Source organism: Alteromonas sp. RKMC-009 (assembly GCF_003584565.2).
Taxonomy (GTDB): Bacteria; Pseudomonadota; Gammaproteobacteria; order Enterobacterales; family Alteromonadaceae; genus Alteromonas.
This window is the reverse complement of record NZ_CP031010.1, coordinates 4,906,958-4,928,200: the sequence shown is the minus strand read 5'-3', so window position 1 is coordinate 4,928,200 and position 21,243 is coordinate 4,906,958. Positions and strand designations below refer to the sequence as shown.

The following is a 21,243-nucleotide window of genomic DNA, read 5'->3' as shown; positions in this document are numbered from 1 at the left end:
ATGCAATCGTTAAAAGATAAGCTTAATCAGTTGGCCCGCGCCATGGGCAAACCGGAAGTTAAAGACGGTTTTACAGAATACGAAACGCTCAGAAAAGAGTATGAGCGTAAAGCGAATGAGGAAGTCCGCCAGTTACAGCAGGACAGTAAAAAACAACGCATCACAGATCTGCACGGCCGCTCTGATCTGAATCCCCGCTGGACCTTCGCAAACCTGATTGAAGACAGTGAAGACGTGATTGAAGCGGTCAGTATCGCCCAGTCATTTATTGCTGCGCACAGTGACAGAGAGTGGCGTCAGGCCGGTTCTCACATGATGTTATTTTACGGCGACTATGGCCGCGGAAAATCACACATCGCCGGTGCTATTGCCCACGAACTCATTGAGCAATACGAGATAACGGTGTTATACCGCCAGTTGTCCACACTGATGGAAATGCGTCATTTCTCTTTCGACTTCGGTTCACAGGATAATATAGGTCAGCGCTTCCGCGAAGCCCACCAGGAATTGCTGGATGTGGATTTGCTGATCCTTGATGAAGTCTGTGTGAATGAAAGTATGCTCAAGAAAAACCAGCAAAGCTGGCTCGGTAACCTGCTCAGACAACGTCTGGTGAACAAGAAAAACTGTATTTTGATCACCAACCACAACCTGACAGAACTCGAACTGGCGTTAGGTAAGTACTGTTTTGAGTCGATTAAAGAGTATGACACCTATAAGGTGCGTTTTTCCGGCCCCAGCCGCCGTGATGGTCTGGTTAATGATGAACAGCCTTCTGAGACGCAGCAGACACGTTATCAGCCCAATCAGGTACGCTGAGGCGAGCTGAACGGAACCGGGTTTTACAGGAAAAGCGTCATAATGACGCTTTTTTTATTTCTTTTTGCCTGCGGGTTACTAATCGAAACAGAAAAAAGGATCGTGGATAAGTGTGCGATCATGTGATCTTGTGGAAAAGATCTAATCACAGGAAGATCACCTTTTAAACACGCGTAAAACAGGGATTTATGCGATCATAAAGTGATCGTTGCCGACAAGTTATCCCCAATCGGATCACATCTTGATCACGCCTGTGGATAGGATCCTGTAAACCACTGTGCATAAGCTCTGATCACGAAAAGAATAACTTTTCTCAAGATTTCGATTGTGGATAATATACCTGGTTATGCACATGATCCCGGGCGGGTTATGATCGGCTCTGTACCGAACTTATTCTTTCTGTAAGATCATGATCTAAAGAACGAAAAAGCACTTACTCACAGATCTTCGCGATCCTAATAAATATAAAAATAAAGATCTTAAAAGAGATCTTATATTCTATAAGCCGGAAGCCTTTTCCGGATCTAAAGTGAATTGCAGAAAATTTAACCATTTTAATCAGGCAATAAGTCAGCTAAAATACGCGCCCTTTTTCTGACGGCCCGTAAAGCCAAAGAAATATACGATTAACTACATTCCCCGTGTTATGTGAGGTTCAACATGTTTTATCAGGAAGCATTCGATGTCATCGTTGTGGGTGGTGGTCATGCCGGCACCGAAGCAGCATTAGCATCTGCCCGTATGGGTGCAAAAACACTGTTATTGACACATAACATGGAAACCATCGGACAAATGTCCTGTAATCCTGCTATCGGCGGGATCGGAAAAGGCCATCTGGTTAAAGAGATCGATGCCTTAGGTGGTGCAATGGCACTGGCAATTGATCAGGGCGGGATCCAGTTCAGAACACTGAATTCAAGTAAAGGCCCTGCTGTGCGTGCAACCCGCGCCCAGGCTGACCGGGCACTGTATCGTCAGGCTATCCGTAACGTGGTAGAAAACCAGCCAAATCTGTCGGTTTTCCAGCAAAGCTGTGATGACCTGATCGTAGAGAATGATCGCGTGGCCGGTGTGGTTACCCAGATGGGTCTCAAATTTAAAGCCAAAACGGTTGTCCTGACAGTGGGCACATTTCTTGGCGGTACCATTCACATTGGTCTTGAAAACTATCGTGGTGGTCGTGCAGGTGATCCGCCGTCACTGGCTCTGGCAGAACGTCTGCGTGCATTACCCTTCAGAGTGGATCGTCTGAAAACCGGTACGCCTGCCCGTCTGGATGCCAGAACGCTGGATTTTAGTGTTATGCAGGCACAACCCGGCGACACCCCTGTACCGGTATTCTCGTTTATGGGTAACCGTGAAATGCATCCGCAGCAGATCAGCTGCTACATCACCCATACTAACGAAAAAACTCATGATATTATCCGTGGTGGTCTGGATCGCTCACCCATGTTTACCGGTGTCATTGAAGGTGTTGGCCCGCGTTACTGTCCGAGTATTGAAGATAAGATCACCCGTTTTGCTGACAAAGACTCGCACCAGATCTTCGTGGAGCCGGAAGGGCTTAACAGTATCGAGGTATATCCGAACGGTATTTCAACCAGTCTGCCCTTTGATGTTCAACAGGCGCTTATTCACTCGATCCGTGGATTTGAAAATGCTCATATCATCCGTCCTGGTTATGCCATCGAATATGATTTCTTTGATCCGCGGGATCTGAAGCAAACGCTGGAAACTAAATTTATCGGCGGACTTTTCTTTGCCGGACAAATTAACGGCACCACCGGTTACGAAGAAGCCGGCGCACAGGGACTGATGGCAGGGGCTAATGCAGCACTGCAAGTTCAGCAGAAAGATCCCATGATTTTACGTCGCGATCAGGCTTACATGGGTGTACTGGTTGATGATCTTGCGACTATGGGAACCAAAGAACCTTACCGCATGTTTACCAGCCGTGCTGAATATCGTCTGCTGTTACGGGAAGATAACGCAGACAGTCGTCTGACAGCGCTTGGCCGTGAAATCGGACTGGTTGATGACGCACGCTGGGCAGCGTTTAACACGAAGATGGAAGCCGTTGAACTTGAGCTGCAACGTCTGCGCGGTCAGTGGGTGCATCCTGATCACAAAGCAGTGCCGGAGCTCAACACGCTGCTTAAAAATCCCGTGAGCCGTGAACACTCCTTTGAAGAGCTTATCCGGCGTCCGGAGATGACGTATAACGCGCTGATGAACATTGACGGTATCGGGCCGGGTATTAACGATCCTGTTGCTGCTGAGCAAGTGGAAATTCAAATTAAGTATGCCGGTTATATCGCCCGGCAGCTGAATGAGATCGCAAAAGCGCAACGCCATGAAAATACATTGCTGCCAATGGACTTCGATTACAGTAAAATATCCGGTCTTTCAAACGAAGTGGTGGCCAAGCTTACCGAAGCCAGACCGGAAACCATCGGTAAGGCATCGCGGATCTCGGGTATTACGCCGGCGGCTATTTCGTTGTTGCTGGTGTATCTGAAAAAGCATGGCATGTTACGTAAACAGGAATTAAAGACAGCGTGAGTAACGTCGATACTGTAAAACTCAATGAAATTTTGTTGCAGGGCTGCGAAAAGTTAGCGCTGGACATCACCACTGAACAGGCTGATAAGCTCACCGGATATGTTCAGCGTATCGACAAATGGAATAAAGCCTACAACCTTACCTCGGTGCGCGATCCTGAGCAGATGATGGTAAAACATATTCTTGACTCACTGGCCGTTACCCGGTTTGTCAGCGGTAAGCGGGTTATCGATGTGGGTACCGGACCGGGCCTGCCCGGCATGCCTCTGGCTATTATGTTGCCGGATATTGAATTCAAGTTACTGGATAGTTTAGGCAAACGTGTCCGGTTTATGAAACAATGTGCATTCGAACTTGGTCTGACAAACGTCACTCCTGTGCACAGTCGCGTAGAAGAGCATGAACCTGCACAACCTTACGATATTGTGTTGAGCCGTGCTTTTGCGTCGTTGAAAGATATGTTGCACTGGTGCCAGCATCTGGTAGATTCATCAGGAGTCTTTTTTGCTCTGAAGGGACAATTTCCTCAAAGTGAGATAGACGAAGTAAGTGATCACTTCCAGATCGGGTCCGTAGAGGCGTTATCCGTGCCGGATCTGACCGGAGAGCGTCATTTAGTAACTATTCGAAAAGTCTGACGGGTGCACAGTGGCGAAGGTAATCGCAATAGCGAATCAAAAAGGTGGTGTGGGCAAAACAACCACAGCAGTGAATGTTGCGGCGTCTATGGCTGCGACCAAGCGTAAAGTGCTGCTTATCGATCTGGATCCTCAGGGCAATGCCACCATGGCCAGCGGTGTTGATAAATACGAAGCAGAATGCACGTGTTTTGAATTACTGATTGAAGAAAAGCCTGTTGATGAAGTCATCATCAAAAATACGTCAGGAAAATACGATCTTATTGCCGCAAACGGTGATGTCACGGCAGCTGAAATCAAACTGATGGAAATGTTTGCCCGTGAAGTCCGTCTGCGTAATTCACTCAAGCCGGTGATGGATTATTACGATTTTGTTTTTATTGACTGCCCGCCCTCACTTAACCAGCTTACCGTGAATGCGCTGGCTGCGGCTGATTCAGTACTGGTACCCATGCAGTGTGAATACTATGCCCTTGAAGGTTTAACGGCGCTGATGGATACCATTCAGAAACTGGCTTCGGTGGTAAACCCTGAATTGAAAATTGAGGGTGTACTGCGCACCATGTACGATCCCCGAAACCGTCTGGCCAATGATGTGTCTGAACAACTGAAACGTCATTTTGGCGAACAGGTTTACCGCACGGTCATTCCCCGCAACGTGAGACTGGCCGAAGCGCCCAGTTTCAGTATGCCCGCCATGTACTATGATAAGTCATCGGCAGGCGCAAAAGCGTACCTGTCTCTGGCCGGTGAAATTCTTCGCCGCCGTGAGAAGACATTACAGCCCGCAAAAGCCAGTTAATCTGTTAAACTAGCCAAAATCTGTTTGTCTTAATCGCTTGAGTCATTGAGGAAAATATGTCTGCTAAGAAAAGAGGACTCGGTCGGGGCCTGGATGCATTGCTGGCGACCAGTCAGTCTTCCGCTGCCCGTCGTGAACAGGAAACTGACAGCACTGCGGCATCGCAAAGTGAATTGAGTAAGCTGCCGGTCGAATTTTTGAAGCCGGGGAAATATCAGCCCCGTAAAGACATGTCTCCCGAAGCGCTTGAAGAACTGGCGTCTTCTATCCGTTCCCAGGGCGTTATTCAACCGATTGTGGTGCGTACACTGGGCAAAGACCAGTACGAAATTATTGCCGGTGAACGACGCTGGCGGGCTGCCCAGCTTGCGCAACTCGACGTTGTGCCCTGTCTCATCAAAGACGTGCCGGATGAAGCGGCTGTGGCCATTGCACTGATTGAAAATATTCAGCGTGAAGATTTAAACGCCATGGAAGAGGCACAGGCCCTTGAGCGTTTAATGAACGAGTTTGAACTTACCCATGCACAAACCGCCGAGGCGGTGGGTAAATCCCGGGCGACGGTAACAAATTTACTGCGCCTGAATAACCTCAATGATGATGTCAAAACCTTGCTTGAGCACGGCGATATTGAAATGGGTCATGCCCGGGCGCTGCTCGGACTCACCGGCGGTCAGCAATCTGAAGTGGCTCAGGTCGTATCCGGAAAAGGTTTAACGGTAAGAGACACTGAAAAATTAGTACGCAAATGTCTGGAACCGGCGAAGCCAAAACCGGAAAAAACCGTTGATCCGGATGTGCAAAGTCTGATGACCCGCCTGTCTGATAACCTTGGTGCGCCGGTCGTGATTGACCATAACGCTAAAGGAAAAGGTAAAATTACTATCAACTTCAATGATTTAGAACAGCTGGACGGTATCCTTTCTAAAATACACTAATCCACTTTACGGCCATAGTTAGCAAAATGTTAACGGTGGTCGTTATTCCCGCACTTTTCGCGTACAATGCGTTTCGTCCTGTTATTCGATAAGAAAATTTTCAGAATAACTTTCAAAACGCGATGTATGGTTGAAAATTATCGGTAAAACAGTATACTTCTGACGCTTTTTATTTGGGCTCAAATAAGCATAAAACAATGGTGAACAGAGATTTGGCAGGGGCCGGTAAAAAACTTGCCAGACATGCCTTGCAGATTCAGGTAATTGTCATGACTCTGCTGGTCATCATCAGCGCCTGGGCGATGTCCGTTGAAGTAGCGAAATCAGCTGCTATTGGCGCGTTTATCAGCATTCTGCCCAACGCGATTTTTGCGTTATTCGCATTTCGTTACTCCGGTGCCAGTAAAAATGAACTGGTAGTACGGAGCTTCAGCCAGGGAGCCAAACTGCGCCTGGTTTTAGCAGTTATTTTATTTGTGGTGGCTTTTAAATTTTTGCATGCGATACCCGAAGCGGTTTTTGCAGCATTCGCCGTCACAACTGTCAGCTATTGGCTGGCAATGTTTCGTCAACAAAAACGATAACAAAAAGACAGAGTGATACCTTGGTAGCAAGACCAGGGTCTTACAGACGAAACGCCGGAAAGTTTTTACACTTTAATTTTTTTAGGTTGAAACATGGCATCTGAGATTACAACACAAGAGTATATTCTCCACCATTTGACCAATGCCACCATGTGCGTCACAGACGACGGGGTGAAATTTAGTCACGGTGAAGAACTGCATAATGTCGCTGAAGTATGTGCTGAAGCGGGTTTCTGGGTTTGGAACATCGATACGATGGGCTGGTCTATCGGTCTGGGTATTCTGTTCCTGTGGTTATTCCGTAAAGTGGCTAAATCAGCTACTTCCGGCGTACCGGGCAAAACCCAGGCGTTTATCGAGTTGGTTGTTGAGTTCGTAAACGACAACGTTCGTGACACCTTCCACGGTAAAAATAATCTCATTGCGCCACTGTCACTGACCATCTTCGTCTGGGTGTTCCTGATGAACCTGATGGACTTGATTCCGGTAGACTTCCTGCCTTCAGCCGCAGGTCAGATTGCTAACGCAGCCACCGGTGTGGACCCGCATCATGTGTACATGAAAGTGGTACCTACCACCGACCTCAACATGACGCTGGCACTGGCGCTGGGCGTATTCTTCCTGATTATTTTCTACTCCATCAAAGTGAAAGGCATTGGTGGTTTCATGAAAGAGCTGACATTCCAGCCTTTCAATCACTGGGCTTTCATTCCGGTTAACTTCATTCTGGAATCTGTTACCCTGCTGGCACGTCCGTTCTCACTGGCGCTGCGACTGTTCGGTAACCTGTATGCCGGTGAATTGATCTTTATTCTTATTGCGACCTTGGGTGTATGGCAGCTGCCTCTGCACTTCCCTTGGGCGGTATTCCATATTCTGGTAATCGTGCTTCAGGCCTTCATCTTTATGATGTTGACCATTGTATATCTGAGCCTGGCTCACGAAGACCATTAATGTAGTCCGGATCTTTTGCAATCCCTGGAAAAGAAAGCAAACGATTCAAACTGTTTTACTTTTACACTTTAACTTTAAATTTAACTTAAATCGGAGACGTACATGTTATACATCGCTGTTGCACTACTGATTGGTCTTGGTGCCCTGGGTACCGCTATTGGTTTCGGTCTGCTGGGTGGTAAATTCTTAGAATCTGCTGCTCGTCAACCAGAACTGGCTCCTCAACTGCAAGTTAAGATGTTTATCGTAGCGGGTCTTATCGACGCCATCGCAATGATCGGTGTTGGTATCGCGCTATACCTTCTGTTCGCTGTTGGTGCTTAATTTTTTAAACCCATTTTTTAGCGAACATATGAGGAGGAGCGGTCGTGAACATTAACGCCACTCTAATTGGTCAATTAATCGCGTTTATCGTATTCGTGTGGTTCTGCATGAAGTACGTATGGCCACCATTACTGGGCGCGATTGAAGAGCGTCAGAAGAAAATTGCCGATGGCCTTGAAGCTTCTGAACGCGCTGAAAAAGACCTGGAACTGGCTCAGCAGAAAGCTACTGACCAGTTGAAAGATGCGAAAGCGCAAGCAGCTGAAATTGTCGAGCAAGCCAAAAAGCGTGCTAGTCAACTTGAAGAAAGTGAAAAGCAAAAAGCTTACTCAGAGCGTGAGAAAATCATTGCTTCTGGTTATGCCGAAATTGAAGCTGAACGCAATCGTGCCAAGGAAGAATTACGCGCTCAGGTAGCAGCTTTAGCTGTTGCTGGTGCAGAACAAATTCTTCAACGTGAAATCGACGCAAACGCACAAAACGACATTGTTGAAAAACTTGTCGCTGAGCTATAAGAGGGAGATGAGCCATGTCTGAATTGACAACCGTTGCTCGTCCCTACGCTAAAGCTGCTTTCGATTTTGCTGTCGAACAAAACGCCGTTGCCAAATGGCAGGACATGCTGGTGTTTGCCGGCGAAGTTGCTGACAACGAAGACATGCATCAGTTAATGACTGGTGCTGTTGCCGCTGACCAACTCGCTGAGATTTTCATCAATGTGTGCGGTGAACAGATCGACGAACATGGTCAGAACTTCATTAAGGTTCTGGCTGAGAATAAACGTTTAGTTGCCCTGCCAGCCATTTCAGAGCTGTTTAATGCTTTGAAAGCGGATTACGACAAAGAAATTGAAGTCCAGCTGACTTCTGCTTCTGCATTGTCTGATGCGCAAACTGCTGAAATCAGTGCATCGTTAGAAAAACGTTTGGCACGTAAAGTGAAGCTTAATTGTAACGTGGACCCTGCCCTGGTTGCAGGCTTTGTAGTCAAAGCCGGTGATACAGTTATTGATGGTTCCGTGAAGTCGAAATTGAACCGTCTCGCAGACGCGTTGCAAGCATAACGGGGATAAGAGTATGCAACTTAATTCCACTGAAATTGCAGAACTGATCAAAAAGCGAATTGAACAGTTTAATGTAACCAGTGAAGCTCGCACCGAAGGGACTATCGTCGCAGTAACTGACGGTATTATCCGCATTCACGGCTTAGCCGATGTAATGCAAGGTGAAATGATTGAGCTTCCTGGTAGTCGCTACGCTATTGCACTGAACCTTGAACGAGATTCAGTTGGTGCAGTAGTTATGGGTCCTTATGCGGACCTGCAAGAAGGCACTAAAGTACAATCTACCGGCCGTATCCTTGAAGTACCTGTAGGCCCTGGCCTGCTGGGTCGTGTTGTAAACACCCTGGGTGAGCCTATTGATGGTAAAGGCGCTGTTGAAGCGGCAGGCTATGAGCCAGTAGAAAAAATCGCACCTGGCGTAATCGACCGTCAATCGGTTGATCAACCAGTACAAACTGGCTACAAGTCAGTTGATGCGATGATTCCTGTTGGTCGTGGTCAGCGTGAGCTTATCATCGGTGACCGTCAGTGTGGTAAAACAGCGATGGCTGTTGATGCCATCATTCAACAGAAAGATTCAGGCATTAAGTGTGTTTACGTAGCAGTTGGCCAGAAGGCTTCTACTATTGCTAACGTAGTACGCAAACTGGAAGAACACGGCGCGCTGGCTCACACCATCGTTGTTGCGGCTTCTGCTTCTGAATCTGCTGCTCTGCAGTACCTGGCACCTTACTCTGGTTGTACCATGGGTGAGTACTTCCGTGACCGTGGTGAAGATGCACTGATCGTATATGATGACCTGTCTAAGCAAGCTGTTGCTTACCGTCAGATCTCTCTGCTTCTGAAGCGTCCTCCTGGTCGTGAAGCATACCCTGGTGACGTTTTCTACCTCCACAGCCGTCTGCTGGAGCGTGCAGCCCGTGTAAACGACAAGTACGTAGAGCGTTTCACTAACGGTGAAGTTAAAGGTCAAACGGGTTCACTGACGGCTCTGCCTATCATTGAAACTCAGGCCGGTGACGTTTCAGCGTTCGTACCTACTAACGTTATCTCAATCACCGATGGTCAGATCTTCCTGGAAACTGACCTGTTTAACGCAGGTATCCGTCCTGCTGTTAACGCCGGTATCTCTGTATCACGTGTTGGTGGTGCTGCTCAGACCAAGATCATTAAGAAATTGGGTGGCGGTATCCGTCTTGCGCTTGCACAGTATCGTGAATTGGCTGCGTTCTCTCAGTTCGCATCTGACCTTGACGAAGCTACACGTGCACAGCTTGAACACGGTGAGCGTGTAACCGAACTGATGAAGCAGAAGCAATATGCGCCTCTGTCAATCGCTGATATGGGTGTGTCTCTGTACGCCGTTGAGAAAGGCTTCTTAAAAGATGTAGAACTGGGCAAAATCCTTGATTTTGAATCAGCCCTGCATGCTTACATGAACAGCGAACACGCTGAGCTGATGAAGTCTATCAATGCAACCGGCAACTACAACGACGATATTGATTCTCAGTTGAAAGACGCTTTAACGAAGTTCAAAGCAACTCAAACTTGGTAATCAATGGTGCTGGCTTTCGTAGTCAGCACAATTCGTTGAGTAATCGGAGAGATAATCATGGCCAGCGGTAAAGAGATTAAAGGTAAAATTGGGAGTATTAAGAATACTCAAAAGATTACCAGTGCGATGGAAATGGTTGCTGCGTCGAAAATGAAAAAGGCGCAGGAACGTATGGCTCATGGCCGTCCATACGCGCAAAGCATGCTAAAAGTGATTGGTCACATTGCTAACGGTAACCTTGAGTACCGTCACCCTTATCTTGAAGAGCGTGACGTGAAACGGGTTGGCTTTATCGTAATTTCTACTGACCGCGGATTATGCGGCGGCCTGAACACTAATGAGTTCAAGCTGGTCACCCAGAAAGCGAAAGCGTATCGCGATCAGGGTGTTGAAGTAGATTTTGCAGCGTTAGGTTCGAAGGCTTGTGCATTCTTTAACCGTTTTGGTGGTAAGCTACTTGCCGCAGAAACAGGTTTAGGTGATGCGCCTTCGGTAAGCGATGTAGTGGGTGTGGTACGCGTGATGTTACGCGCCTACGACGAAGGCACACTGGATAAGATTTATCTGGTGTACAACAACTTCGTTAACACCATGTCGCAAACGCCTGTGATGAATCAATTATTGCCTTTGCCAAAGTCAGAAGATGAGACACTGAAGCATCGTTGGGATTACATCTACGAGCCGGATCCAAAAGAAATTCTGGAATCCTTAATGGTTCGTTACATCGAATCCCAGGTATATCAGGGTGTTGTGGAAAACGCAGCGTCAGAACAAGCAGCACGTATGGTTGCAATGAAAGCGGCAACAGATAACGCCGGCAACCTTATCGATGATCTGCAACTGGTATACAACAAGGCTCGTCAGGCTGCAATCACACAGGAAATCAGTGAGATTGTATCCGGCGCCGCAGCGGTGTAGGCAAAGGTTTAGAAGAGATAACGAGGACTAATTATGAGTCAAGGTAAGGTCGTCCAAATCATTGGCGCCGTTGTGGACATCGAGTTTCCACAAGATGCGGTACCAAGAGTATATGACGCACTGAAAGTTACCGAAGGTGACTTATCCGGGCTAACCCTGGAAGTGCAACAGCAATTAGGCGGTGGTGTAGTTCGTTCCATCGCTCTGGGTACCACTGACGGTCTGCGTCGTGGCCTGGCAGTAGAAAATACGCAAGCACCTATCATGGTTCCTGTTGGTACAGCCACTCTGGGCCGTATCATGGATGTGCTGGGTAACCCAATCGACGAAGCAGGCCCAATTGGTGAAGAAGAGCGTATGTCTATTCACCGTGCAGCGCCCAGCTACGAAGATCAGTCAAGTTCAGTAGAACTGCTGGAAACCGGCATCAAGGTTATCGACCTGGTATGTCCGTTTGCGAAAGGTGGTAAAGTTGGTCTGTTCGGTGGTGCCGGTGTAGGTAAAACCGTAAACATGATGGAGCTTATCCGTAACATCGCAATCGAGCACAGCGGTTTCTCAGTATTCGCTGGTGTTGGTGAGCGTACTCGTGAGGGTAACGACTTCTACCACGAAATGAACGAGTCTAACGTACTGGATAAGGTATCTCTGGTATACGGTCAGATGAACGAGCCACCGGGTAACCGTCTGCGTGTAGCTCTGACTGGTCTGACGATGGCAGAGAAATTCCGTGACGAAGGTCGTGACGTTCTGTTCTTCGTAGATAACATCTACCGTTATACCCTGGCAGGTACTGAGGTATCAGCACTGTTAGGTCGTATGCCTTCAGCAGTAGGTTATCAGCCTACCCTGGCTGAAGAGATGGGTGTTCTGCAGGAACGTATCGCATCAACCAAGACTGGTTCAATCACGTCTATCCAGGCGGTATACGTACCAGCCGATGACTTGACTGACCCGTCACCAGCTACCACCTTTGCTCACTTAGATGCAACGGTAGTACTGTCCCGTGATATCGCGTCTTTAGGTATCTACCCTGCGGTAGACCCTCTGGACTCAACTTCACGTCAGCTGGATCCACTGGTAATCGGTCAGGAACACTATGACGTAGCGCGTGGCGTACAGACTGTACTTCAGCGCTATAAAGAGCTGAAAGATATCATCGCGATCCTGGGTATGGACGAGCTGTCTGATGAAGATAAGCAAGTGGTATCCCGTGCTCGTAAGATTCAGCGTTTCCTGTCTCAGCCATTCTTCGTAGCAGAAGTATTCACCGGTTCTCCTGGTAAGTACGTTTCTCTGAAAGACACTATCAGTGGCTTTAAAGGCATTCTGGAAGGTGAATACGATCACCTGCCAGAGCAAGCCTTCTACATGGTTGGTTCGATCGACGAAGCGTTGGAAAAAGCCAAGAAATAAGAATGAAGCCGGGCAGGCCTTAACGTCTGCCCGTTCTTGATTCACGTTCCTTACTAAGGAGTTTACAATGGCAGCTATGACCGTTCATCTGGATGTAGTAAGCGCAGAAAAAGAGATTTTCTCTGGTCTGGTTGAAACATTACAGGTAACAGGAAGTGAAGGTGAACTGGGTATCCACCCTGGTCACGCGCCACTTATTACTGCAATTAAACCTGGTATGGTGCGTTTGGTTAAGCAGTACGGTGAAGAAGAGATGATTTATGTTGCCGGCGGTGTACTTGAAGTACAACCCGGTATAGTCACTGTTCTTGCTGACACTGCTGTTCGTGCAGAAGATCTGGACGAGCAGTCTGCAGAAGAAGCAAAACGTCGTGCTGAAGAGCATATCGCCAACCCGGGCGCTGATTTCAACTATGCAGAAGCGGCACAAGAGTTAGCAGAAGCTATTGCTCAATTGCGTCTGATTCAAAAACTGCGTAAGTAATACATCAGCAAAAAACTGAAAAACCCGGCTACATGCCGGGTTTTTTGTATCTGCTACTTGCTGTTTTGCAGTAAACCGGTGTACTGTGTATTTATCCAGTTTATATTCACCGGAGAACAATGATGTCAGATAAAGGATTAACCGGACGTTGTTTGTGTGGCGAAGTGGAAGTGCATGCAACGCAGGCAGAAGAACAAGTCGGTGTATGTCACTGCGACATGTGCCGGAAATGGAGCGGAGGCCCTTTCTACAGTGCTCACTGTGGTGTTGCGGTCACCTTTAAAGGGGAAGATGCCATCACCCGCTTTTCATCGTCTCCGTGGGCTGACAGAGGCTTTTGTCACCGCTGCGGTACCCATTTATTTTATCTCTACAAAGAAAGCGGTGAGTATTTCGTGCCTGCCGGTTTGTTCGATGGTGATAACTTTTCCATGGGAACTGAAATATTTGTCGATGAAAAAGAGCCTTACTACGAACTGCATCCCACCAGCAGGAAAATGACCGGAGCTGAAGTCATGGCTGCTTTTCAACAGGGAGGCGATGATGAAAAATAAATCATTAAATTATCTGGAGTATCCTTCCTCATCACTGGAAAAGACCAAAGCATTCTTCTCGTCTGTTTTTGGCTGGACTTTCACCGACTATGGTGAGGCCTATTGTGCCTTCTCTCTGGACAATGTCGACGGCGGCTTTTATGCCAGTGAAGAAATCAGCACTACGTCCCGGGGTGCAGCTCTCACCGTGTTTTACAGTGACGATCTGACCAGCCTTGAAGCTGAAATTGTTGGCGCGGGTGGAATTATTACTCAGCCTGTTTTTGCTTTTCCAGGCGGTCACCGGTTTCATTTTACCGAACCGGGCGGAAGTGAATTTGCAGCATGGTCTGACTGCTATCAGCAAGAGTGATACAAACTATTACAAACAAAGGCGCAATTGCGGTATTGCAGAGGTTGCATTGCGCCTGCGGATGATTAAACTAGCGGCATAATAAAAACAAAATTTGAACAACAGTGGGAAGGACTTTACTGAGTATTATCGTGAAGGCCGTATGACGACTGAATTTAATTATCCCTCAACTTCTGCCGCTTCTTTCTGGCACATGCCGGTTCTTTATTTTGTAGTTTGCTGTATTGCCAATTACTTCACCGGTGCGCTGGATTACCAGCTTATCAATGATTTCCGGGCCCAACGCGACTTCAATGCTGCCTTAGGCATGCCCTTGCTGACGACCTTTTTCTGGATCAGCCTGCGCATTCAGCAACAGCAAATGGCTGGTGCCATCATGAGTTATTTGCTGGATAAAAACGCCCTGAGTTTATTTGCACAGCATCGTGCCCGTCTGGCGGTGAAACTGCGCCACCACATTCTGACCTCCGCCACCCTCGCTATTTCCATGACGGCTGTCTATATCATGAGTGAAGAACTGGTTGCCTTCGATATGAACATGCAGGTTCTGGTGCTTGATCTGATTGCAGTACCTTTCTGGTTCTTTTTCTGGCTTTTCCTGTTTCAGATGATCTATTCCACTCACTACATGATGAAGCATTTCATTCATATTAATATTGCCACCAGCAGCGAACTGAAAGCATTGAAAAGAGTGTCGCTACTGTCGATGGAGAATGCCCTGTTCAGTATCACTGCGTTGATCATCATTCCCGTTTTCTGGTTTAAAAAAGATATACCGGCAATCGATCTTGCCATAGTGACCCTGTTTTCATCGTCTTTGACAGTGTATCTGGTCATGCCCGCCGTAAAGGTGTACCGGCTTATTGGTGCAAGAAAGCAAAAGATAATGGATCAACTGACCCGCGGGCTGACGTCCATTTACTGTGAAGACGAAAGTGATCGCATTAATCACGAACGGCGCAATGCTATTCAGCAGGAAATCGAAGAAGTGGAAAACATTACTGCTACACCGGTTACGTTCGAACAGTGTAAACGCATGCTGAGCGTCGTCTTTCTGATCCCTGCTTCCTGGATGACATTAATTTATATTGAACATCTTGTGACCTGATAAAAACGTCAGTAAGCTGGAGTGCTGTAGATAAAAAGGAGTTGGTCATGCTGGTTTATGGAGATAGCCGTTCCGGAAACTGCTATAAAATTCAATTATTACTTTCCATACTGGGTAAACAAGTCGACTGGGAAGAAGTCGATATTTTAAAAGGGGCAACGCAAACCCCCGCGTTTTTGCAAAAGAACCCGAATGGTAAAATCCCGCTGTTGGAAATGGAGGATGGCCGCACGCTGTCCGAATCAAATGCTATCTTAAACTTCCTTGCCGAAGGTTCCGCGCTCATTCCCCGTTCATCTTTCGATCTGGCTAAGATGCTGCAGTGGCAATTCTTTGAGCAATACAGCCATGAGCCCTATATTGCGGTAGCCCGGTTCATTAATTTATATCTGGGGTTACCCGAAGAACGTAAAGCTGAATACAAAGCTAAACAGGCTGGCGGGCACAAAGCACTGGCAGTCATGGAAGATCAACTTTCACGCACCCCTTTTCTGACCGGCTCACAACTGTCACTGGCTGATATCAGTTTATACGCTTATACCCATGTGGCCCACGAAGGTGGATTCGATCTGACAGCCTATCCGGCGGTGAATAACTGGCTGAAACTGGTTGAAGATCACAAAGGCTACACGCCGATGAAAGCCGGCTGAACCTTCTTTACTTGCGGCGCAGGTGTGCCGCAGGTCCCTGCCATTGCGCCTGCATAAACTGTTGTAACCGGTATAACGGCGCCGGATCTGTCTCTGTCGTTTCTTTCATCACATGCGCCACAGCTTCAAGCGTAGATAAGCCCGATTCTGAGCGGGTGTGCCTGATGCGGTAATCACTCGGGCCGGCATGACTGAAATGATACTGGGGAAGCGGATGCAGCTGTGTAAAACGTTGCCACAATCCGTAAGCCTGACGCCAGCTTCCATCCAGCAGAATGAAGAGATCGTGCGTACCTGATTGTGGTGTCTTTTCTAAAGAAGTGCTTTCCGGAGACGGATAAATCACCGCCGGAGATCCCGCATTATCAAGAGCATCTGCCACGGCCATTTCCGCCTCATCAGCGCCTGCGGAAAGTATGGGTGTATCAGGTAAACACAGCTGTACTAATTTAGCAGTATTTTTTGCATGAATGGCTTCTTTCTCATGCTGAATGATGAGAAACTGAACAGGTGTACAAATCTGCGTCACTGCGTTGCATACACAGGTTTTTTGCGGATAGCGGCAAACTGAGCAATATGGACGCATTCGAACACTCTATTGGAAAATAAAAGCGCATTATGGCCGATACTGGTAACAACGACAAAGTGAAGCAAATACTGCAAACCGTTATGGCCGTGCCGGAAGGGTCGGTTGCTACCTACGGGCAAATTGCGGATCTTGCCGGTATGCCCGGCAGAGCGCGGCTGGCAGGTCGTTCATTGCGTGCTGATTTCAATGGAGAACCGGTTCCCTGGCATCGTATTTTACGAGCAGACGGGAAAATAGCCTTTCCGCCCGGCTCTGAAAAAGCGAAGGAGCAACGGGAATTGCTCATGGCTGAAGGAGTTATGGTGAAAGATAATCGGGTGAATCTGCGAAATTGTCAGTGGCAACCTGATATGGCAACTATACTCTTTACATTGAAGTACTGAATGTGGCCGCAGAGCTACCGGTAATCTTTGAACCTCAGTGTACAGACTCATTTATTCCATGGTGTGATAGCAAGTGACCGACAGCGTATTTAAAACAATTACAATAGACGAATTAGCGCCCGGCATGTACGTCAATGAAATCATTGAGCAGTCAGGAAAAGTGAAAATCAAAAGCCAGGGGCGCGTTGCCCGTAAGGCTGTGGTGGAATCTTTACGAAAACGCGGCGTCCTCAAACTCGTTATCGATTTATCAAAGCAATTTGAACCCGATGAAGAAGCCGCTGTGCCAGTGCCGGCAGAAGAGCCGGTTCCGGCGAAGAAAAAGCCCCGTGTGAGTATGACGTCCGAACTGGTACGGGCGGAAAACCTGTATAAACAGGGTAAGGAAATTCAAAAAACCTTACTTAAAGCTGTACAGCAGGGACTACCTTTCGACGACCGTATTCCCAGTGAGTTTTCGCAAAACCTTGTGGCTTCAGTCGAGCGTAACCCTGACGCATTGCTTTGCCTTACCCGCATCCGTGAGAAAGATGATTACCTGCTGGAGCATTCGTTAAACGTTGCCATTATCCTCGCTAACTTCGCGCGACATATGGGAATGTCTGATGACGAAGTACAGGAACTGGCTTTTGCCGGATTCCTTCATGATATGGGCAAAATTCGTGTGCCGGATGAGATCCTGCATAAGCCCGGCAGACTCACTGATGAAGAAATGGACGTGATGAAGAAGCACGTCGAATATGGTGTGGATGCCCTGCATGAGGTAAATCTCAACCCGGACCTCATCAGAACCGTCAGTGAACATCATGAGCGTCTTGACGGATTTGGTTATCCGGCAGGAACAAAAGGTGACAATATCAGCACTGCAGGGCGTATGCTGGCAGTTGCAGATATGTACGATGCGCTAACTGCTGACCGTTGTTACAAAGCCGGTATGCCGAGCCAGCGGGCTTTCCAAATCCTTATCGGTGAATGTCCTCATAAACTTGACCAGGCGCTTGTGCAGCAATTTATCAAGTGTATGGGCGTTTATCCCGTAGGCAGTCTGGTGCTTCTGTCTAACGATAAACTGGCTATGGTGTTGTCGCAGAACGACTCTCCGCTGACACCGGTTGTTAAAGTGTTCTATTCGCTGACCGGTAATCATTATGTAACCCCGCGGGATATCGACCTTTCCTATGATAAGCGGGTAAAAATTGAAAAAGCGGTAAAAGCCAGTGACTACAAAATTAACTTCAACCAGTTTTTTGCACAGAACATTTCTCCCTGATTTGTCTTTAATTGCATACACCACCGGGAACATTTTACCCGCCGGTGTGTGCAATCATCGCAGTTAACTTCCCGTTTATCCCCTGCGGGCAAGGCTATTCAGCTTGTATTCATTTGCCGGCGCGTATTTTGGCGTTAAACCGGATGATGGAACAGGTCTTGCTGTCCTGACCGGTACAGTTGTAATTATCTTAAGAGGGATATCATGAAGAAAGTCTTCGCAGTCGGACTCATCACCGCTTCTTTAATCGCGGGTGGTTGTGCAACAAGCCCTAACAATACGCAAAAAGGTGCAGGGATCGGCGCTGTCGTCGGTGCACTGCTGGGTAAAGCGACCGGGGATAACGATAAAAGCCGATATGCCTGGGGTGCTGTGGTCGGTGCTATTGCCGGTGGCGCGATTGGTAACTATATGGATCGCCAGGAAGAAGAAATGCGCGAGCAATTGGCTGACACCGGCGTACAGGTAGTTCGGGAAGGGGATAACCTGCGCCTGATTATGCCGGGTGATATTACGTTTGCCACTAACAGTGCGTCTATCAGTCCTAATTTCAATCCTGTATTGCAGGACGTAGCAACGGTGGTAAATCAGTACGAGAAAACGGTGCTGCTTATCGAAGGTCATACCGATGACACCGGCGCAGAATCTTACAACCAGACGTTGTCAGAGCGCCGTGCGCAATCTGTTAAGAATCTGCTGACCACGTTCAATGTTAATCCTACCCGGGTGACCACAGTGGGTCTGGGAGAGTATCAGCCAAAAGTGCCTAATACTTCGGCTGAAAACCGTCAGATTAACCGTCGCGTTGAACTGAAAATCCAGCCTGTGACGCAAAGTAATTCACGCTAGACCAACATGCCGGACGCGTTGAAAAAACCGTCCGGCTTTTCTGATGCAACAAGTTATTTCTGAGAAGTGTTGTCAGTTTGACGAATCATCCTCACTACCTCTTTCGCCAGACCATTAGGCACAGGGATGGTCAGATGATACTGGGCAATTTTCCATTCATCATTTTCAAGCACCAGTACACCGGTTCCCCGCGTTACACCATAGCTGGCATTATCAAGAAGTTCATCAAACCAGGCTGTGTCGCCGTTAGCAGAAAAGTAAATATGCCTGTCCCGGGGATGATAGGTCCAACCCTGCCCCTTATCGAAATATGGCTTGGCATAGGCTTTAAAGTCATCAACCGGCCAGGTTTCTCCCGCATCGGTACCGATGAACACTGCATTGGCTGAAAAGAGGCTGAAATACGTGGTGTAGCTTGCATCAGATGCAGCCTGATGAAACTTATCCAGCACGTTGCTGACTTCTTCCTGAGGGCTGGCTGACACCGACAGTGACAGTATAAACAACAAGCAAAAACTTAACCGTTTCATCTCATTCTCCTTTTGCTAAAGCGGTATAGTACATTACTTGCGGGTGGTCACAAACGTCTCTGCCTTCAGCGTATTTCCAGTGCTCTTTTAAGGCCGTGCTTCATATGGATGAGTTTCTCAAGTCGTGATATGACTTCTTCAAAAGGCAGCTTGCCAACCCCCTTAAGGGCACACTCCCAAACAATAATTACCTTCCATCCCTGACTAAGCAGGTAGTGCTGGTGGCGTTTATCCCGCACTGTATTCTGCGTAAGTTTGGTGAGCCAGAATGCTGTTCTTGTTTCCGGCAAGTGTGCCAGATGACACTGTTCGTGCATGTGCCAGAAGCAGCCGTGCACGAAAATACAGGTTCTGTATTTGGGTAACACAATGTCCGGCGAGCCCGGTAACCGCTTAACATTTTTCCTGTAACGGTACCCTCTGGCAAACAGCGCCCGCCGGACCAGTAGTTCCGGTTTTGTATTTCTGCTTTTTATCGCAGACATGTTTTTACTTCGCGTAGCTCTGTCGTGTACGTCTGCCAATAAAAGTTTCCTTCCGTTTTGAATGACAAAGCGCTGGTAGCTGATCTGTTCTGATGCTAACCTCGCAGGGATAAAAACCGGATAAACAGAAGTCTCCCCATGAGTAAACAAAACCAGAATCTTAACGCTGATGATATCAGGTGTATACGTGAGCGGCTGGGATTAGGCAGAACAGAATTTGCAAATCTTTTGGGGTTGGGCAATCAGGGCGAGCGGACAGTTCGCGGTTGGGAAAATGGCGAGCATCTGCCTTCGGCTAAAAAAGCAGAAGCAGTGAGAACCCTGGAAAAACGCATGGTGCAACTTGCCAGAGAAGCGCCTTTCGCAGCTACCGGCTCAGAATACCACTTTAAATTTATCGATCTCTTTGCCGGAGTGGGTGGCATACGGCTTCCATTTCAGGAGTTAGGAGGTAAGTGTGTATTTACTTCAGAATGGGATAGGTTTGCACAAAAAACGTATCTTGCTAACTACGGTGAAATGCCCCACGGCGATATTACCCAAATTCGCGCGACAGATATTCCGGATCACGATGTGCTGTTGGGCGGGTTTCCCTGCCAGGCTTTTTCGCAGGCAGGTCTGAAAAAGGGATTCAGCGATACCCGCGGCACCATGTTTTTTGAAATTCAGCGCATCCTTGTTGAAAAGCGCCCGAAAGCATTCCTGCTGGAAAACGTAAAGCAGCTCAAAGGCCATGATAAGGGCCGGACACTTAAAACCATTGAGGCTATCCTGCGGGGAGATTTTGATCAGAGTATACCGGATGATATGCCTCTCAGTGAGGAAGCACGCCATGCCCTCTCAGATAAGCTGAATTACTGGGTGGACTATAAAGTGCTGCGGGCGGCAGATTTCGGTGCCCCGCAAAATCGTGAACGGGTATTTATCATCGGCTTCGATAAAGATCATTTCAGCGAAGCGGATATCAACGCACATTTTCGCTGGCCGGAACCACCAAACACACCAACCCGTGTGGGCGATATTCTTGAGAGTGCGTCTGAACTGGCAGCTAAAGATGATCGTTACACATTGTCAGACAGGCTCTGGACGGGTCATCAGAAGCGTAAAGCGGAGCATAAACAAAAAGGTAACGGGTTCGGCTATTCACTGTTTACGCCCGACAGCGCCTACACCAACACGATCAGTGCCCGCTATTATAAAGACGGGTCCGAGATCCTGATTGACCAGAGCGCACTGAACAAGAATCCGCGTAAACTGACACCAAGAGAATGTGCACGATTACAGGGCTTTCCCGAGGCATTCATCGTTGATGCCGTATCTCAGGGCCAAATCTACAAACAATTTGGCAACTCAGTCTGTGTAAATGTGATCAGGGCAGTCGCCAGTGAAATGGTGGCGTTTATGAGGCGGAAATAA

General features: G+C 47.8%; 25 protein-coding genes. 22 read left to right on the top strand and 3 right to left on the bottom strand.

The features are described from left to right. The 18 genes from DS731_RS21465 to DS731_RS21380 all read left to right on the top strand — a co-directional run bounded on the left by DS731_RS21465 (window position 1) and on the right by DS731_RS21380 (window position 15,721). Complete coding sequence (locus DS731_RS21465) at window positions 1-819, top strand: ATP-binding protein (RefSeq protein ID WP_119503219.1); 819 nt, start codon at window positions 1-3, stop codon at window positions 817-819. 660 nt (window positions 820-1,479) lie between these two features. Further along, window positions 1,480-3,381, top strand: a complete 1,902-nt coding sequence (gene mnmG, locus DS731_RS21460) for a tRNA uridine-5-carboxymethylaminomethyl(34) synthesis enzyme MnmG (RefSeq protein WP_119503218.1) — start codon at window positions 1,480-1,482, stop codon at window positions 3,379-3,381. Next, window positions 3,378-4,019: a 16S rRNA (guanine(527)-N(7))-methyltransferase RsmG gene (rsmG, locus tag DS731_RS21455; RefSeq protein WP_119503217.1), complete on the top strand. Its 642-nt coding sequence runs from the start codon at window positions 3,378-3,380 to the stop codon at window positions 4,017-4,019. Before mnmG ends, rsmG begins: the two co-directional genes overlap by 4 nt. A gap of 10 nt (window positions 4,020-4,029) precedes the next feature. Next, on the top strand, window positions 4,030-4,821 hold the full coding sequence (locus DS731_RS21450) for a ParA family protein (RefSeq protein ID WP_119503216.1): 792 nt from the start codon (window positions 4,030-4,032) through the stop codon (window positions 4,819-4,821). 56 nt (window positions 4,822-4,877) lie between these two features. After that, on the top strand, window positions 4,878-5,759 hold the full coding sequence (locus DS731_RS21445; protein WP_119503215.1) for a ParB/RepB/Spo0J family partition protein: 882 nt from the start codon (window positions 4,878-4,880) through the stop codon (window positions 5,757-5,759). 269 nt (window positions 5,760-6,028) lie between these two features. Further along, window positions 6,029-6,343: an ATP synthase subunit I gene (locus DS731_RS21440; protein ID WP_232373445.1), complete on the top strand. Its 315-nt coding sequence runs from the start codon at window positions 6,029-6,031 to the stop codon at window positions 6,341-6,343. A gap of 93 nt (window positions 6,344-6,436) precedes the next feature. After that, a complete protein-coding gene (atpB, locus tag DS731_RS21435) occupies window positions 6,437-7,297 on the top strand; it encodes a F0F1 ATP synthase subunit A (RefSeq protein ID WP_119503213.1) in 861 nt (286 codons plus the stop codon). A gap of 102 nt (window positions 7,298-7,399) precedes the next feature. Further along, a complete protein-coding gene (atpE, locus tag DS731_RS21430; RefSeq protein WP_012520222.1) occupies window positions 7,400-7,621 on the top strand; it encodes a F0F1 ATP synthase subunit C in 222 nt (73 codons plus the stop codon). Between the two features lie 44 nt (window positions 7,622-7,665). Further along, window positions 7,666-8,136: a F0F1 ATP synthase subunit B gene (gene atpF / locus DS731_RS21425; protein WP_119503212.1), complete on the top strand. Its 471-nt coding sequence runs from the start codon at window positions 7,666-7,668 to the stop codon at window positions 8,134-8,136. A gap of 14 nt (window positions 8,137-8,150) precedes the next feature. After that, entirely contained in the window at window positions 8,151-8,684 is a 534-nt protein-coding gene (gene atpH / locus DS731_RS21420; protein WP_119503211.1) for a F0F1 ATP synthase subunit delta, read from the top strand. A 13-nt stretch (window positions 8,685-8,697) separates the two neighbouring features. Then, the gene (atpA, locus tag DS731_RS21415) at window positions 8,698-10,239 is read left to right on the top strand and encodes a F0F1 ATP synthase subunit alpha (protein ID WP_119503210.1); all 1,542 of its coding nucleotides are present in this window, start codon (window positions 8,698-8,700) and stop codon (window positions 10,237-10,239) included. Between the two features lie 57 nt (window positions 10,240-10,296). Then, window positions 10,297-11,157, top strand: a complete 861-nt coding sequence (gene atpG, locus DS731_RS21410; protein WP_119503209.1) for a F0F1 ATP synthase subunit gamma — start codon at window positions 10,297-10,299, stop codon at window positions 11,155-11,157. A 33-nt stretch (window positions 11,158-11,190) separates the two neighbouring features. Further along, entirely contained in the window at window positions 11,191-12,573 is a 1,383-nt protein-coding gene (gene atpD, locus DS731_RS21405; RefSeq protein ID WP_119503208.1) for a F0F1 ATP synthase subunit beta, read from the top strand. A gap of 67 nt (window positions 12,574-12,640) precedes the next feature. Continuing rightward, complete coding sequence (locus DS731_RS21400) at window positions 12,641-13,057, top strand: F0F1 ATP synthase subunit epsilon (protein ID WP_119503207.1); 417 nt, start codon at window positions 12,641-12,643, stop codon at window positions 13,055-13,057. A gap of 119 nt (window positions 13,058-13,176) precedes the next feature. After that, complete coding sequence (locus DS731_RS21395) at window positions 13,177-13,611, top strand: GFA family protein (protein ID WP_119503206.1); 435 nt, start codon at window positions 13,177-13,179, stop codon at window positions 13,609-13,611. After that, complete coding sequence (locus DS731_RS21390) at window positions 13,598-13,963, top strand: VOC family protein (RefSeq protein ID WP_119503205.1); 366 nt, start codon at window positions 13,598-13,600, stop codon at window positions 13,961-13,963. The genes DS731_RS21395 and DS731_RS21390 overlap by 14 nt, the downstream gene beginning before the upstream one ends. Before the next feature lie 142 nt (window positions 13,964-14,105). Beyond that, window positions 14,106-15,071: a hypothetical protein gene (locus DS731_RS21385; protein ID WP_119503204.1), complete on the top strand. Its 966-nt coding sequence runs from the start codon at window positions 14,106-14,108 to the stop codon at window positions 15,069-15,071. Between the two features lie 47 nt (window positions 15,072-15,118). Further along, a complete protein-coding gene (locus DS731_RS21380; protein WP_119503203.1) occupies window positions 15,119-15,721 on the top strand; it encodes a glutathione S-transferase family protein in 603 nt (200 codons plus the stop codon). A gap of 7 nt (window positions 15,722-15,728) precedes the next feature. Here the strand turns inward: DS731_RS21380 and DS731_RS21375 are convergent, their stop codons facing one another. Next, on the bottom strand, window positions 15,729-16,307 hold the full coding sequence (locus DS731_RS21375) for a tRNA-uridine aminocarboxypropyltransferase (protein WP_119503202.1): 579 nt from the start codon (window positions 16,305-16,307) through the stop codon (window positions 15,729-15,731). 32 nt (window positions 16,308-16,339) lie between these two features. Between DS731_RS21375 and DS731_RS21370 the strand changes: the two genes are divergently transcribed. From DS731_RS21370 to DS731_RS21360, 3 genes are all read left to right on the top strand, one after another. Further along, window positions 16,340-16,693, top strand: a complete 354-nt coding sequence (locus DS731_RS21370) for an MGMT family protein (protein WP_119503201.1) — start codon at window positions 16,340-16,342, stop codon at window positions 16,691-16,693. A gap of 124 nt (window positions 16,694-16,817) precedes the next feature. Beyond that, a complete protein-coding gene (locus tag DS731_RS21365) occupies window positions 16,818-17,963 on the top strand; it encodes an HD-GYP domain-containing protein (protein WP_232373578.1) in 1,146 nt (381 codons plus the stop codon). Window positions 17,964-18,167: 204 nt separating this feature from the next. Further along, entirely contained in the window at window positions 18,168-18,812 is a 645-nt protein-coding gene (locus DS731_RS21360) for an OmpA family protein (RefSeq protein WP_119503199.1), read from the top strand. 53 nt (window positions 18,813-18,865) lie between these two features. On the opposite strand, the gene DS731_RS21355 is transcribed toward DS731_RS21360, so the two are convergent. Both DS731_RS21355 and DS731_RS21350 read right to left on the bottom strand, forming a co-directional pair. Further along, entirely contained in the window at window positions 18,866-19,342 is a 477-nt protein-coding gene (locus DS731_RS21355; RefSeq protein ID WP_119503198.1) for a nuclear transport factor 2 family protein, read from the bottom strand. Window positions 19,343-19,407: 65 nt separating this feature from the next. After that, on the bottom strand, window positions 19,408-19,866 hold the full coding sequence (locus DS731_RS21350; RefSeq protein WP_119503197.1) for a very short patch repair endonuclease: 459 nt from the start codon (window positions 19,864-19,866) through the stop codon (window positions 19,408-19,410). 99 nt (window positions 19,867-19,965) lie between these two features. Here DS731_RS21350 and dcm point away from each other — a divergent pair, with 99 nt between their 5' ends. Then, window positions 19,966-21,243 (top strand): DNA (cytosine-5-)-methyltransferase, encoded by a 1,278-nt coding sequence (gene dcm, locus DS731_RS21345; RefSeq protein WP_119503196.1) that lies wholly within the window; start codon window positions 19,966-19,968, stop codon window positions 21,241-21,243.